The sequence below is a fragment of the Oleiphilus sp. HI0132 genome, from assembly GCF_001635845.1.
This window is the reverse complement of sequence record NZ_LWGJ01000247.1, coordinates 1-13,080: the sequence shown is the minus strand read 5'-3', so window position 1 is coordinate 13,080 and position 13,080 is coordinate 1. Positions and strand designations below refer to the sequence as shown.

The window sequence follows — 13,080 nt, the reverse complement described above, 5'->3', positions numbered from 1 at the left end:
ACGTCACGAATTTGATGATGAGCTCGGGAGGTGTGCATGTAGTCATGCTAAATCGAACAGAAGTTATGCGAACCCCGGTGAGCCCAGATAGTTTTAGTGTAGACCAAAACTATCTGAAGTACCTACCAAAGGAATGTGATTAATTGTGATATTAATACGAATATTACTAATTAACTTAGATAGTTAGCGCTATAAGTTCTATTAGCCTGTTAACTTTTCGTACTTATCCATTAATTCTGCTTCACTTTCCTTGTGATCAGGGTCTTTGGGAATGCAGTCTACAGGGCATACTTCGACACATTGTGGTTCGTCGTAATGGCCGACACACTCGGTGCACTTGCTCGGGTCAATAATATATATATCTTCACCGGGTGCGATGGCTTCATTGGGACACTCAGGCTCGCACACGTCGCAATTTATACAGTCATCTGTGATCATTAATGCCATGAAAAATACCTCTGCTATGATCTGATAAAAGTGGGGTTAAAGGTCAAAATACTATCCTGCTATCGCTCTTCTAAGGCCTTAATGACGGCTGGCGCTACAAACTCTGAAACATCACCGCCCAAAGAGGCAATTTCCCTAATTAAAGTGGAAGAGATATAAGAGAGGTGGTTGTCAGGAGTAAGAAACAAGCTTTCTGCTTCAGGAATCAAGCGCCGATTCATATCCGCTAGTTGAAATTCGAATTCAAAGTCTGAAACAGCACGTAAACCGCGTAGAATAACGTTGACCTTGTGCTCTTTTACAAACTCGGCCAATAAGCAGTCAAAGCCAATGACTTCTACATTATCGAGATGAGCCAAAACGTCCTTTGCCAGTTCAACCCGTTTTTCAAGTGGAAACATAGGGTTCTTTTTTGGGCTGGCTGCGACAGCAATAATAATGCGATCAAAAAGCTTTGCAGCACGCTCTACAAGATTGGTATGGCCGTTAGTAATTGGGTCAAAAGTGCCAGGATAAACGACAGTATTCATAGGGGGTCTTACTCCTGAAGCTGCGGAATACGATTGCAGTGCCTAAGTCAATTTTACAGTATTGGAAGTATAGACAACCAAGAACTAAAGAAGGGGCGGAATAGTAACCAAATTTCGGGTGGGTTGCTAGTCAGCTTGTTGTAAACAAGAAGTCTGCGCTGGCAAGATAGACAGCGCATTTGAAGGGTTATCTCTATAAGGAGCTAGCTTATCGTAAGAAAATAGAGAATAAGGCCTTATGAATCAAGGTACCAAAAGGAGGGTAGGCAAACTTGGTACTGTTGAAATGATTCTTGCAGAATACTGATTTTGCATGAGAGAAGGTCAGGAAGCCTTGCTCGCCGTGGTAGGAGCCCATACCTGATTCACCAACGCCGCCAAAATGTAAGTCTTCTTGAGCAAAGTGAGAGACTGTGTCGTTAATGCAGACGCCGCCAGCTCGAACTTGTTCTAGTACATATTGCTGTTCGTCTTTGTCCATTCCAAAATAGTAAAGCGCCAAGGGCTGAGGGCGATCATTAATGAAGTCCAGAGCTTGGTCTAGCGACTTAGTGGGTAGGATTGGCAGGATTGGGCCAAAGAGTTCTTCTTGCATCACTAGCATATCATCAGTGGCATTTAGCACCAGGTGGATAGGCATCTTACGTGTACCGGTTTGCATATCTTCGTCAGCCGGGTTGCACTCAATAATCGTTGCGCCTTTGCTTTTTGCATCGTCCAGGTAAGATTGCAGGCGTGCGAGCTGTCGTTCATCGACTACGCTGGTGAAGTCAGTGTTGTGCTTCAGCGTTGGGTACATCTTGGCAAAGAAGTGTTGGAATCGATCAACGAAATGCTCCAGGCGGTGCTCTGGACAAAGAATGTAGTCAGGTGCAATGCAGGTTTGGCCAGCATTAAAAGCCTTACCAAAAACAACTGACTGTGTTGCATCGTCCATATTGACATCGTCAGAGATGATTGTTGGAGATTTGCCGCCAAGCTCAAGCGTGACGGGTGTTAAGTTAGCCGCCGCTGCTTTCATTACATGGCGGCCAACAGCCGTTGAACCGGTAAACAGTAAATGGTTCCATGGGATGCTAGAGAACTCAGTCGCGACTTCTGCATCACCCTGAACAATCGCAACCAGATCTTGAGGAAAGGTGTCGGAGATTAGTTGCTCGATTAGTGCAGAGGTCTGCGGTGTAAACTCTGACATCTTGATCATGGATCTGTTACCTGCAGCCAAAGCAGCGACAAGAGGGCCCATTGATAAAGACACGGTATAGTTCCAAGGCGAAATAATGCCAATAATCCCCAGCGGTTGATATTGCACAAAACCTGTCGCAGGTTGAAATAAAGGAGAGATCTTTTTCTTATCTTTGCTCATCCACGATTTCAGGTTTTTGATGTTGTAGTCGATGCCGTGAATGGTTGTCATTAGCTCAGCAAGTTTTGTTTCATCAGCAGAGCGGTTAGAAAAGTCGCTGGAAATTGTCTCGATAATCTCGTCTTGATTATCAAGAAGCATGCTTCTAAGTTTTTTAAGGTTTGCGACTCTTTCCTGATAAGAAGGCATTGGGTTTTTACGGAAAGCAGCTTTTTGCTCGGAAAAAATCTGATTCATGCGTTGGATTTGTTTTTTGCTTTCACTTATTTGAATGACTTCAGCAACCATGGGGATGAGCTCCGACAATATGTCTATCTGTTTGTGTTAGGCGAAAAATAGAAGAAAAACGAAAATAATCTACTTTTTACAATATACTTTATATTTTTAGAGTATATACTCTAAAAAGTCAACACTTAGAGATCAAAAATATGACTGCGAGTCATTTTTTAATTTTGGTGACCAGGATTGCATCCTGTTAAAAGCTATATATAGTGGCGCTGATCAGGTACAAGTACGCCTGACTTGAAGAGCTGCATAAGAAAATGTACATGATTGGGAGGTTAGTGAGTACATGAAAACCAAAGAAAAAATTGTATTGGCTGCGCTGGAGTTGTTTAACGAGCGTGGAGAGCGGAACGTATCGACTAACCATATTGCTGCTCACCTTGGAATGTCTCCCGGCAACCTGTATTACCACTTTAGAAATAAAAGCGACATTATTTACGAGATTTTTAAGAACTACGAGCTACTTGTAGATTCATATCTGAATGTGCCGAGCGGCAGAGCGATACATATAAATGATCTGATTACCTATTTGGATGCGGTCTTTAACGGTTTATGGGCTTATCGTTTCTTGCATAGAGATCTAGAGCATTTGCTGGACAGCGATGAGCGCCTGCGTGAAGATTATCGACGATTTACTTTACGTTGTTTGAGTGGTATCCAAAGCATTATTTATGCGATGGAGAAGAGTGAAATCTATCAGCCAATGGAAGATCAGCAGCGAAAGTCGAAAGCCTTAAATACCTGGTTGATTGTGACGAATTGGATGACTTACCTAAAAACTATCCAAAGTGCTGAGGACGAAGCGCAGGCGCTGAACCAGAAGAGTATTCAGCACGGTGTGTATCAAATACTCGACTATGTCATACCTTATTTGTATGAAGACAAACGGGCCTTAGCGCTGGAATTGCAGGAAAACTATCGCTTTGAAGGGATCGCGCCAAAAGTCTAATCTTCTTGGCTGTCTTCAGGGGAAGGGCTATTATCTAGCAAGCGCTGATTGATAATCTTGTCCAGAGCAAAGCGGCTTTCTTTTATGCCAGACTTTTTCAGGCTCGAAAACAAAATGACATCTTCCAGAGATTGGTGTGCTTCTAACTGCTTCTTAACCTGAAACATGACTTGCTTTGCAGGGCCAAACTTGAGTTTGTCGCTTTTAGTTAGAAGGATTAATGTCGGTAGCTGACATTCACTGGACCAGTCGAGTAGCATTTGGTCGAACTCGGTAAGAGGTTTGCGGATGTCCATGATAAGCACTAAGCCCGCAAGGCTTTCTCGGTTGCGTAGATAGTCATCGAGGTGCTTTCCCCATTCAGCTTTCAGGTCCAGGGATACCTTTGCAAAGCCATAGCCGGGCAGGTCGACTAGCCGAACCCCGGGCGTGCTAAGGGAAAAAAAGTTAATCAGTTGGGTTCTGCCGGGAGTCTTACTGGTTCGGGCAAGCTTCTTATTGTTAGTGATTGAGTTGATGGCTGAAGATTTTCCTGCATTGGAGCGACCGGCAAAGGCAACTTCAACGCCTTGGTCTGGCGGGCAGTTCTTGAGTTTTGATCCGCTTTGGCTGAAACGGGCGCTGTTGTAGGAGATATTCTTCGGCGTATTTGGGTGGTTCATGACTAACTCAATCAGAAAAAAGCACAGAATAAAAACCACTATTTAATGTAAGGGTTTTATCAGGAAGGGCTTAGTGTATAATAGCCTGAAATTTTTTGCCCATAATTTTCTGAGTGAGGGTGATCGGCTTGTTGTTTTAGTTTGATCAGCCATACTGTTAAGGTTTTGAAGATTAGAGAATTCATTAGCTTGTTTTGTCCTTCAGAGCTGCTTGGTTATGTGGGTAAAAATGACAATATTAGATTTATGTTTAGAGATGAAAGTGAGCGCAATTAAAATGAAAATGATTTTAAAAAGTGTAGTGATCGTTGCAGGTTTGGTAGGGTCTTTGGGGGCTTCAGCCGCTGGTGACGTTGAGGCAGGAAAGGCCGCTTCAGCTACGTGTGCTGGTTGTCACGGTGCCGATGGAAATAGTGTTGTTGCTAACTTTCCTAAACTGGCAGGCCAAGGTGAGAAGTACTTGGTTAAACAAATGAATGACATCAAAGAAGGTAAGCGTCCTGTAATCGAAATGACAGGCTTGCTTGATGCGCGTTCTGCACAGGATATCGAAAACATTGCCGCTTACTTTGCGTCACAAACAACTACGCCTGGCCAAGCAAAGAAAGACTTGGTAGAAAAAGGTGAGATCATGTACCGCCAGGGTAATGCAGCAACTAAGGTTGCGGCGTGTGCAGCGTGTCACGGCCCAGCAGGTGAAGGTGTGTCATTGGCTGCATTTCCAGCGCTTGCCGGTCAGCATGCTGATTACATCGCATCTCAGCTTAAGAAGTTCCGTAGTGGTGAGCGTAGCAACGATGGTGATTCGCGTATGATGCGTTCAGTAACGGCTCGTTTGAATGACAAAGAAATTGAAGCAGTTGCCAGCTATATTTCTGGTTTATATAAATAAGCTTCGTCTCTGCCGAGGAGCAATATGCTTCTCGGCTTTCTAGTTCCCTACCTTCCTATTTGAATACTTCTAACATTCCATCTGAGGTCAAGGCAATAACATTGGACTTCTGATCGATGACATCGATAATCGCTTTACTGCTGGCGCCGCCATAAGCTTGGCGAGGTTCTGCTTGCCAGGTCTTCACTTCAGTTCCTTTTTTAATATTAAATTTACTGATGACGCCTTGGAAAGTGCCAAGCGTTAGGTATTTCTCATCATCAGAAAAATCAGCGCTGGTGTAATTAATATATCGATTCTTAAACTTGAATTTACTTTTCCCGGTTTTGGTATCCCAAACCAGAGCATCTTCGCGTTGTGAGGTGGTAAAGGCGAGCTTACCAGAATCAGATATTGCAGCAGTCTTGATCTGATTGTTCAGGCTCAAGGCGTATTGCTCTTTGCCTGTTTTCAGGTTCCAAATCTTTGCAATGTTATCATCACCGGCACTAATACCTACTGCACCGTCTTCACTGAGGTCGGTAGCCCGTATTGGTGCGTTATGCTTAAAGCTGTGTATGGCCATACCTCGATCAAGGTCAAAGTAATTGACCGTACCATCTCTCAGGCCTAGCAATGCTCGTCGCCCATCTTGGTTTAAGCTAATCGCTTCGATTCGATCGGCTGCTTGCCAGAACTGTAGGGACTTACCATTCGTAGCGTCCCATAGCACTAAGTCTTTTTCTTGGCAGGTTACGGCTCTCTTACCGTCACCGGAAACCGCTGAGGCCCGGATGGATGAGTATTCGCCGCTTTTATGATTCCAGTCATAGAGGCGCTCTTTCTTTTTGGTGTTCCAAAAGCTCCCGCCATGATGAACCGATCCGATGACCGCAAGGTATCCGTTAGGGCTGAGTTCGCCGCTTAGTAAGCCTTGAGTCGCAAGCTGTTTACTGCTAGTGGGGCCTTCCGCGCATGCGGCAAGTGCCAGACTGAGTAAAAGGGTAGAAGTTTGTTTTTTAAACACCGATAGACCTGATAGATTTGATTCGATTTTAAAAGGACGTCATTACATCTTTAGTATAGTCAGAGACGAGGAAAAAGAGAGAATAAATATGATCTGGAGGGGAAGCGCATAATATAGCCAGAATTAAGAAGTTCTGGCTATCGCTCAGGAGTTCATTTAGAACTAAGCGGTTGTGTCTGCGTGCACCGCGTGAAGTGCTTCAATCAGCGTGTCTTCAAGCTCAAAGCGCTCTTCAAGGGTTTTTCCTAAGGAGTCGAGCTCTTTAATAAGGCCTTCGATGCCATCGTCGACTTTATGTATATCGTCGAAGCGATCGTTAAACGCTAGAGATTGTTCGGTGGACATTTCAATGCGAGGAAGGATTTTCTTTGCAAGCTCAAGTCCACCGTCATCATACTCTGCTGCCTCGGCAACGAGTTGCTCGTAGACTTCGAAGTGTCCGACCGAAACATAGTCGACCAATATCTGGCAAAACGATTGGAACTTCTCTGCTTTATTTTCTTGAGAGCTGCCTGGGTTTACAGATAGATCGCACAGGCTGACAATAAGCGCTTGCCTTTCCTTAAGCCATTTATCGATTAAGTCGTTTACTCCACCCCATCGCTCTGCAGCATTCTTGCAATTCTCGAGCATTCATTAACCCCTTTCTACTACATTATCGTTTCGAGACTTGTTGTACCTTGTCGGTACTTAGCTAGCTCGTTTCGTTTAAGTAATTGTTGTTTGTAGCTTGCTTGGCTACCTGTTTATTATCATTTTACTTTTGCAGATGAAAAACAAAATGTTTTGCGTATTGTTCGGTAAGCTTTGTGCTTACTTCTGTAACAAATAGCGTGTAGTCATGAAACTAACTAATTTGTTTAATGCTCGCAACAGTTTATTTGTTATCTTTCTTAAATAATATACTCAAGCCGATTATTGCAAAGCAAATAAACGCCAATAAGCTCCAGCCTGGGATTGATAGACTCATGAAGGTCCACTGAACTTTTGCGCAATCGCCTGTGCCTCGTAGGGCCATCTCGATTACTTCCAATAAGGGAAACACTTCGAGCATATAATCGATGCCGGGGCCGCATGCGGGGACCTGGTCTTCGGGTAAGCTTTGTAGCCACAATTGTCGAATAGCAACAGCGGCACCACCCACAGATAAGAGTGCTGCGAGGAATGCGTAGATGGACGAAGCGATCTTTCCTGCATTATGGATTGCACCGATCAGCGCAACGAGCCCAATGCCGCTAAAGAATACTCGTTGCATCATACACATTGGGCATGGGTCCATGCTGCTAAAAGGCTCAATGTAGGTGGCAGTGACTAATAGTGCCGCACAAGCGATAAAAATAAATAGAAAGCGTTGCTGTGAAGAAGGGAATGTCATGATCTTTGTTGCTCGTAAACTTGTAGTCGCTTTGCTTACCTTATAAAAGAGGTAAAGAGCGCGGTCAAAAATGTATTCTTCACTAGTGAGCCGCCTGAGTAAACAAATTTGTTTTTCTCTTAAGAGCTTGTAATGTCATATTAGGATAACAATGATAATTGCTTTGGTCTTGCGTTAAGAATGTCGGTGAAGGTGTTGCAGGCTGACTTTTCCAGCCTATAATTACTTCTTTAAGCAATTGATGACAGAGTGCAAATGAGTATAAAAGTTCCAGCGTTTTTTTTATTAATGCTATCGATGTGTGTAGCGATGCCTTTAGCAGCAGAAGATGAGGGTGAAGAGGGGGCGCCTGTATCGATTCAATATCATGACTTAACGCCACCGTTTGTCGCTAATTTTGGTAGTGACAATGGAAAGAAGCTAAAGTTTCTCAAGGCAGGTGTCTCAGTCAGAACATCGAGCGGCGCTGCGGTAAACGAAGTTATGAATCATGATGCTTTGGTTCGCCATCAGATCGTGATGCTTTTAAGTCGTCAGACTGAAGAAACACTCGGTACTTCAGCAGGTCAGGAGAAGGTTCGACTTGAAGCGTTAGAACTTGTGCAGCAGATTCTGGAAGAAGAAACGGGTGATGGGCAGATAGATGATCTCTTGTTTACCAGCTTTGTTGTTCAGAGATAAGGCTTAGCGACTTCTAAAGCGAAAATAAGAAAGGGGCCGTAGGGTAGAGAGCTTAGGCGATTTTGCCAACCCTTTCGTTCGGCTTATCCAGTTCGCATTTTTCGACGCCGTCTTCCCAGCCTGCTTCCCATGCAGCTTGCACTACTTCGCCAGAATAAGGGCACTGCTGAATATCTGCTCCCATCACTCCCGCCATATATCCCTGACGATAAGCTTTGTTTAGTGAGTCAATATCCCAGCATAAAGAAAAGTCTTGGGCCATTTGGCCACTCCTTTCATTAAGCTGCCTTGCACTTTTACAAGCATCATTGAGATAGCCATATTCAATACGCCACATGAGATGTAGAGCAGAATATAGCTTCCCGTTCGGCTAACAAAGTGGTTTGGCAACGCCATCCACATTAAGAATCCTTACTTATTCACAAAGCCTGAACATAAACTTAATGCTCAGAACGCTCTCCTACAAGCGTGAAATGCCTTATTTATATAATTTTATTTGGCGTGTAAGTCATCATTTTAAGATGAAACAATTAATGTGAGTGAACGCTTTTGATATCAAGACTGAGTTAGCGAGATACAAAAAGAACACCAACAGAAATACTCCGTTTCAAGCGTTAACAAAATTAACACAGGAGCGTACCTGCAACAATGACAGGATGGTCAAAAATGAGGGGAATTTCAGTTTTGTTTTACGACATGGAAAACGCTGCACAAAATTTATACTAAAACGTATCGGTGAACAGATGTGCAGCAAGTTTTGTGAAAGAGTCGTGAGAAAATCTAGAGTTATTGCGCCTGATAGTCCATTAGGTATCTATCGAAAGAAATACGATCACTACGCTTTATTTCTTCTGCTTGCTTAAACGACTCCTGCGCTTGTTTTTCAAACTGGCTGAATTGGTTTTGTGCTGGCTCAGCACTGAGTACCAATTGATGCTTCTTTGAAAGTTCTCCAGCGATCTCTAGCCAGGATAGAGACTCTTTCTTCATGACTGACAACACTTGAGCGGAGGGTGTTAGATCTGGTGTATCGAGTTTAGCTAGCTGTTCCTTTAGTGCCGACTTATAACGTTGGTCGCTCGTTGCCTGGTCTAGTACTTCGGCAAGACCTTGCATGCCTTTTAGAAGCTCAAGCCCCCAGCTACTTAGCGTTCGCTTTTGTGATTGGTCGGTGAGTTCAAGTCCTGGTCTTCTACCTTCATTGACGACCAGGTCAAAGTTACTATCGAGATATTCACATTCCTTATCGCCAATTACCGGAGAGTCCTGGAGTAAGCAAAAGCTCAGGAATATATCCATAAAGTCGACCTGTCTGTCAGAAATTCCCAATGGTAAAAATGGGTTCAAATCCAGGCAGCGTACCTCGATATATTCGACTCCGCGTTCGTTGAGTGCATGCCGTGGCGTTTCGCCTGACAGTGCACTGCGCTTTGGTCGGATTGAGCTGTAATATTCGTTCTCGATTTGCAGAATATTCGTATTGATCTGAAGGTAAGCGTCACCTTTCTTTAGCCCAAGCTCTTGGTATGGCGGGTAAGAAGTGTTAATGGCATCGCCAAGTGTATGGGTGAAGTTTTCCAGGCTGTTAAAGCAGATATTTAGCGATGATTGGGCGTTGTTGTGATAGCCGAGGTCTCCCATTCTGAGCGAGGTAGCATAAGGCTTATACAGCGTGCCCTTATCATCAAATGATTCGAGGCAGTGATTTTGGCCAGCGACAAAACTCTGGTCTAGGCAAGGCGACGCACCGAATAAATACATGAGTAGCCAAGAGTAGCGACGAAAGTTTCGAATCAGAGCGAAATATTGCTCCGACTTAAAGTCTTGTAGTGACTGCTCTTTATTGCCATGCGCTTCTTTTAGATTAAGCCAAAGGGAGTCATTGATCGAGAAGTTGAAGTGCAGGCCCGCAATGCTTTGCATGGTTCGGCCGTATCGATGGCCTAGACCTTCCCGGTAGACGTACTTCAAGCGTCCAATGTTGGAGTCGCCATATTCAGCAATACGAATGCTGTGCTCGCCATCAAGCTTGCAGGGCATGCTGCCAGACCAGAGAACTTCATTGCCAATATTGCTAGCAACAAACTTATGCGTATCTTGCAATGTTTTTAGCAGGCCTTCTCTAGAGTCTTCAACCGGTGTAATTAGCTCTAATAAAGCTTCCGAGTAATCAGTGGTAATGGAAGGGTGAGTCAGCGGATGGCCCAAGGCTTCAGGGTGATTTCTCTGCGAGATCGAAAATTCGCTATCTGCCCGAAGACCTTCTTTTTCTATGCCGCGTGAAATCGGTAAGCCCTGCTCTTTAATATGCTGTGCCAGGATCGTTAAGTCGCTCGGAGACAGGCCCGCATGAGCATTATTGTTGGTGTTTGAGGGCGCTGTCATGTGTTAATCCTATTGTGGGTGCGAGTTGTTTCGAAATAAGACCGCAGTATTATCATTTTACTTCAATTTAAGCTTACTAAAAGCATTGGCCATGGCGCCGGACATTGGTGCCTCGGTTTGCTTGGGTTTTCTATTCTGCTTGGCGTTGCTGTGCTTATTTTGATGTTCTGGGCTGCTTTGAGCTTTATCGTTCATTTGTGCTTCGTCGCCCATTCTCATACTCAGTGATATTCGTTTTCGTCTTGGATCAGCTTCCATGACTTTCACCTTTACGATATCACCTGTTTTGACAACGTCGCGAGGGTCTTTAACAAATTTGTCCGCCAGTGCCGAGATATGGACGAGACCATCTTGGTGCACACCAATATCAACGAAGGCTCCAAAGTGTGTCACGTTCGTTACCGCTCCCTCGAGCACCATGTTCGGCTTCAGGTCAGAGATTGTCTCGACGCCTTCTTTGTATTCTGCAAACTTAAACTCAGGGCGCGGGTCGCGACCGGGTTTGGCGAGTTCGCTGAAAATATCTTGAACAGTGATCAGGCCGCAGCTTTCACTAACAAAGTCGTTAGCTGATAGCTTCTTTAAAGTTCCGGCATTGCCTATAAGTTGTCCAATATCTTGCTGACTCTTCTGAGCAATGTCCTTCACTGTGGGATAAGATTCCGGATGGACTGCGGATGCATCTAGTGGGTTTTCACCATCAAGAATACGTAAGAATCCAGCGCATTGCTCGAATGCTTTTGGTCCAAGGCGTGGGACTTCTTTGAGTATTTTTCGAGAGTTGAAGCGTCCGTTACTATCACGGAATGCCACAATATTGCTGGCAATACTGGCATTCAGACCAGATACCTTTGCCAGCAATGGTGCAGAAGCCGTATTGACGTCGACACCGACAGCGTTAACACAGTCTTCGATGGTTGCCCCCAGGCTGCGGTTGAGCTGTACTTGGCTAACATCATGCTGGTATTGACCAACGCCAATGGCTTTAGGTTCAATTTTTACGAGCTCTGCCAGAGGATCTTGAAGACGGCGCGCGATCGATACAGCGCCTCGAATGGTGACGTCCAGATCCGGGAACTCATTTGCAGCTAATTCTGATGCAGAATAAACCGAGGCGCCGGCCTCGCTGACCATAATTCGGGTTAAAGCCAAGGCGGGGTAGCGTTTCATTACGTCGGCAGCCAGCTTATCAGTTTCACGAGAGGCAGTACCATTGCCAATGCTGAGCAGCTCAACGTGGTGTTTTTTACAGAGGGCGGCGATTATCTCGATAGATTCGTCCCACTGGTTTCTGGGGGCGTGAGGGTAGATTGTTGCGTGATCCAGTAATTTGCCTGTTTGGTCGATCACCGCCACTTTAACGCCAGTTCGCAGGCCTGGATCAAGGCCTAATGTTGCTTTCGCACCGGCTGGCGCTGCTAATAACAGATCTTTTAGGTTCTCTGCAAAAACATCGATGGCAACTTTTTCAGCTTGTTCTCTTAGCTTGCCAAGTAGTTCAGTCTCGATATGGTTGTTAAGTTTAACGCGCCATGTCCAGCGAACCACTTCTTTTAGCCACTTATCGGCTGCTCGGCCTTGGTCCTCAATATTGTAATAAGCGGCGACTTTGGCTTCACAGGGATGAATCGTTAAACGGTCACTTGCGTCATAACCCTGAGGCTGCAGGCTAATATTGAGCACGCCTTCGTTGCGGCCTCTAAATAGTGCCAATGCACGATGTGATGGGATTTTTGCTATCGCTTCACTGAAGTCAAAATAGTCCTGGAACTTATCACCCTTGGCTTTTTCAGATTCGACAACGGCACTAAAAATCTCGCCCTGATCCCAGAGGTAAGTTTTGAGTATGCCGAGTAGCTTGGCTTCTTCGCTGAGGCGTTCCATCAAAATGTACTTTGCGCCATCTAGTGCGGCTTGTGAGTCATCAATGCCCTTATCAGTGCTAATGAATTTACTCGCTTCAGACTCTGGGTCTAGAGTCGGGTCCTTAAACAAACTATCCGCTAAGGGTTCCAGACCGGCTTCAATTGCAATCTGGCCCTTGGTTCTGCGCTTGGGTTTGTAAGGAAGGTAGAGGTCTTCCAGTTCGTTCTTGCTGGCGACATTAGCGATTTGCGAGGCAAGCGCATCAGTGAGTTTACCTTGTTCGTCAATGCTGCTGAGAATAGTTTTACGCCTATCATCTAACTCTCGTAAGTAACGGAGCCTTTCTTCAAGCTTTCTGAGCTGTGAGTCATCTAGGGCGCCGGTCACTTCTTTTCGATAACGTGCAATAAAGGGGATCGTTGAACCTTCATCAATTAGTTCAATGGTTGCATCGACTTGTTGAGGTCTGACCGAAAGCTCGCTGGCAATTTGGGCTGCAATTTTTTTGGTGGTCGTGGAAGCGGAGGAAGCCTGGGTAGATAAGGTGTTCATGCGAAAGTAAAAGATCCTTGCGAGCGGTAAAGAGGTATCAGTCTTAAAAACAACAAATAGCAATGCACTAAATGGTGACGAGCA

At 44.9% G+C, this 13,080-nt stretch carries 13 protein-coding genes; 3 read left to right on the top strand and 10 right to left on the bottom strand.

What is annotated here, in order from left to right; translation table 11 throughout:
• Positions 1 to 201 precede the first annotated feature (201 nt).
• From A3766_RS03090 to A3766_RS03080, 3 genes are all read right to left on the bottom strand, one after another.
• Positions 202 to 447 carry a YfhL family 4Fe-4S dicluster ferredoxin gene (locus A3766_RS03090; RefSeq protein ID WP_068514535.1) on the bottom strand — a complete coding sequence of 82 codons (246 nt, stop codon included), beginning with the start codon at positions 445 to 447 and terminating at the stop codon, positions 202 to 204.
• Positions 448 to 506: 59 nt separating this feature from the next.
• Positions 507 to 977 (bottom strand): pantetheine-phosphate adenylyltransferase, encoded by a 471-nt coding sequence (coaD, locus tag A3766_RS03085; RefSeq protein ID WP_068514537.1) that lies wholly within the window; start codon positions 975 to 977, stop codon positions 507 to 509.
• A 208-nt stretch (positions 978 to 1,185) separates the two neighbouring features.
• On the bottom strand, positions 1,186 to 2,649 hold the full coding sequence (locus tag A3766_RS03080; protein WP_368664593.1) for a coniferyl aldehyde dehydrogenase: 1,464 nt from the start codon (positions 2,647 to 2,649) through the stop codon (positions 1,186 to 1,188).
• Positions 2,650 to 2,914: 265 nt separating this feature from the next.
• On the opposite strand from A3766_RS03080, the gene A3766_RS03075 reads away from it, so the two are divergent.
• Positions 2,915 to 3,577 (top strand): TetR/AcrR family transcriptional regulator, encoded by a 663-nt coding sequence (locus A3766_RS03075; protein WP_068514544.1) that lies wholly within the window; start codon positions 2,915 to 2,917, stop codon positions 3,575 to 3,577.
• Here the strand turns inward: A3766_RS03075 and yihA are convergent.
• On the bottom strand, positions 3,574 to 4,239 hold the full coding sequence (gene yihA / locus A3766_RS03070) for a ribosome biogenesis GTP-binding protein YihA/YsxC (RefSeq protein WP_068508187.1): 666 nt from the start codon (positions 4,237 to 4,239) through the stop codon (positions 3,574 to 3,576). The two genes, A3766_RS03075 and yihA, sit on opposite strands and share 4 nt — an antisense overlap.
• Positions 4,240 to 4,501: 262 nt before the next feature.
• Here yihA and A3766_RS03065 point away from each other — a divergent pair, with 262 nt between their 5' ends.
• On the top strand, positions 4,502 to 5,131 hold the full coding sequence (locus A3766_RS03065) for a cytochrome c (RefSeq protein ID WP_368664592.1): 630 nt from the start codon (positions 4,502 to 4,504) through the stop codon (positions 5,129 to 5,131).
• Between the two features lie 55 nt (positions 5,132 to 5,186).
• Here A3766_RS03065 and A3766_RS03060 read toward each other — a convergent pair whose 3' ends face one another.
• From A3766_RS03060 to A3766_RS03050, 3 genes are all read right to left on the bottom strand, one after another.
• Positions 5,187 to 6,137 (bottom strand): WD40 repeat domain-containing protein, encoded by a 951-nt coding sequence (locus tag A3766_RS03060; protein ID WP_082865345.1) that lies wholly within the window; start codon positions 6,135 to 6,137, stop codon positions 5,187 to 5,189.
• 162 nt (positions 6,138 to 6,299) lie between these two features.
• Entirely contained in the window at positions 6,300 to 6,770 is a 471-nt protein-coding gene (locus A3766_RS03055; RefSeq protein WP_068554126.1) for an Rsd/AlgQ family anti-sigma factor, read from the bottom strand.
• A gap of 244 nt (positions 6,771 to 7,014) precedes the next feature.
• Entirely contained in the window at positions 7,015 to 7,512 is a 498-nt protein-coding gene (locus A3766_RS03050) for a disulfide bond formation protein B (protein WP_068511884.1), read from the bottom strand.
• A gap of 255 nt (positions 7,513 to 7,767) precedes the next feature.
• On the opposite strand from A3766_RS03050, the gene A3766_RS03045 reads away from it, so the two are divergent.
• Positions 7,768 to 8,193, top strand: coding sequence for a flagellar basal body-associated FliL family protein (locus A3766_RS03045; RefSeq protein WP_068514550.1), 426 nt, complete (start codon positions 7,768 to 7,770; stop codon positions 8,191 to 8,193).
• A 52-nt stretch (positions 8,194 to 8,245) separates the two neighbouring features.
• Here A3766_RS03045 and rmf read toward each other — a convergent pair whose 3' ends face one another.
• From rmf to A3766_RS03030, 3 genes are all read right to left on the bottom strand, one after another.
• Complete coding sequence (gene rmf / locus A3766_RS03040) at positions 8,246 to 8,455, bottom strand: ribosome modulation factor (protein ID WP_068514633.1); 210 nt, start codon at positions 8,453 to 8,455, stop codon at positions 8,246 to 8,248.
• A 524-nt stretch (positions 8,456 to 8,979) separates the two neighbouring features.
• Positions 8,980 to 10,578, bottom strand: a complete 1,599-nt coding sequence (gene gshA / locus A3766_RS03035) for a glutamate--cysteine ligase (protein ID WP_068514553.1) — start codon at positions 10,576 to 10,578, stop codon at positions 8,980 to 8,982.
• Positions 10,579 to 10,635: 57 nt separating this feature from the next.
• Complete coding sequence (locus A3766_RS03030; protein WP_068514555.1) at positions 10,636 to 12,996, bottom strand: Tex family protein; 2,361 nt, start codon at positions 12,994 to 12,996, stop codon at positions 10,636 to 10,638.
• Positions 12,997 to 13,080 lie beyond the last annotated feature (84 nt).

What these genes read in the sequence shown, in the direction of transcription:
- A3766_RS03090 (WP_068514535.1), bottom strand. Translation starts at nt 447, where the DNA reads ATGGCATTAATGATCACAGATGACTGTATAAATTGCGACGTGTGCGAG.
- coaD (WP_068514537.1), bottom strand. Translation starts at nt 977, where the DNA reads ATGAATACTGTCGTTTATCCTGGCACTTTTGACCCAATTACTAACGGC.
- A3766_RS03075 (WP_068514544.1), top strand. Translation starts at nt 2,915, where the DNA reads ATGAAAACCAAAGAAAAAATTGTATTGGCTGCGCTGGAGTTGTTTAAC.
- yihA (WP_068508187.1), bottom strand. Translation starts at nt 4,239, where the DNA reads ATGAACCACCCAAATACGCCGAAGAATATCTCCTACAACAGCGCCCGT.
- A3766_RS03055 (WP_068554126.1), bottom strand. Translation starts at nt 6,770, where the DNA reads ATGCTCGAGAATTGCAAGAATGCTGCAGAGCGATGGGGTGGAGTAAAC.
- A3766_RS03050 (WP_068511884.1), bottom strand. Translation starts at nt 7,512, where the DNA reads ATGACATTCCCTTCTTCACAGCAACGCTTTCTATTTATTTTTATCGCT.
- A3766_RS03045 (WP_068514550.1), top strand. Translation starts at nt 7,768, where the DNA reads ATGAGTATAAAAGTTCCAGCGTTTTTTTTATTAATGCTATCGATGTGT.
- rmf (WP_068514633.1), bottom strand. Translation starts at nt 8,455, where the DNA reads ATGGCCCAAGACTTTTCTTTATGCTGGGATATTGACTCACTAAACAAA.
- gshA (WP_068514553.1), bottom strand. Translation starts at nt 10,578, where the DNA reads ATGACAGCGCCCTCAAACACCAACAATAATGCTCATGCGGGCCTGTCT.
- A3766_RS03030 (WP_068514555.1), bottom strand. Translation starts at nt 12,996, where the DNA reads ATGAACACCTTATCTACCCAGGCTTCCTCCGCTTCCACGACCACCAAA.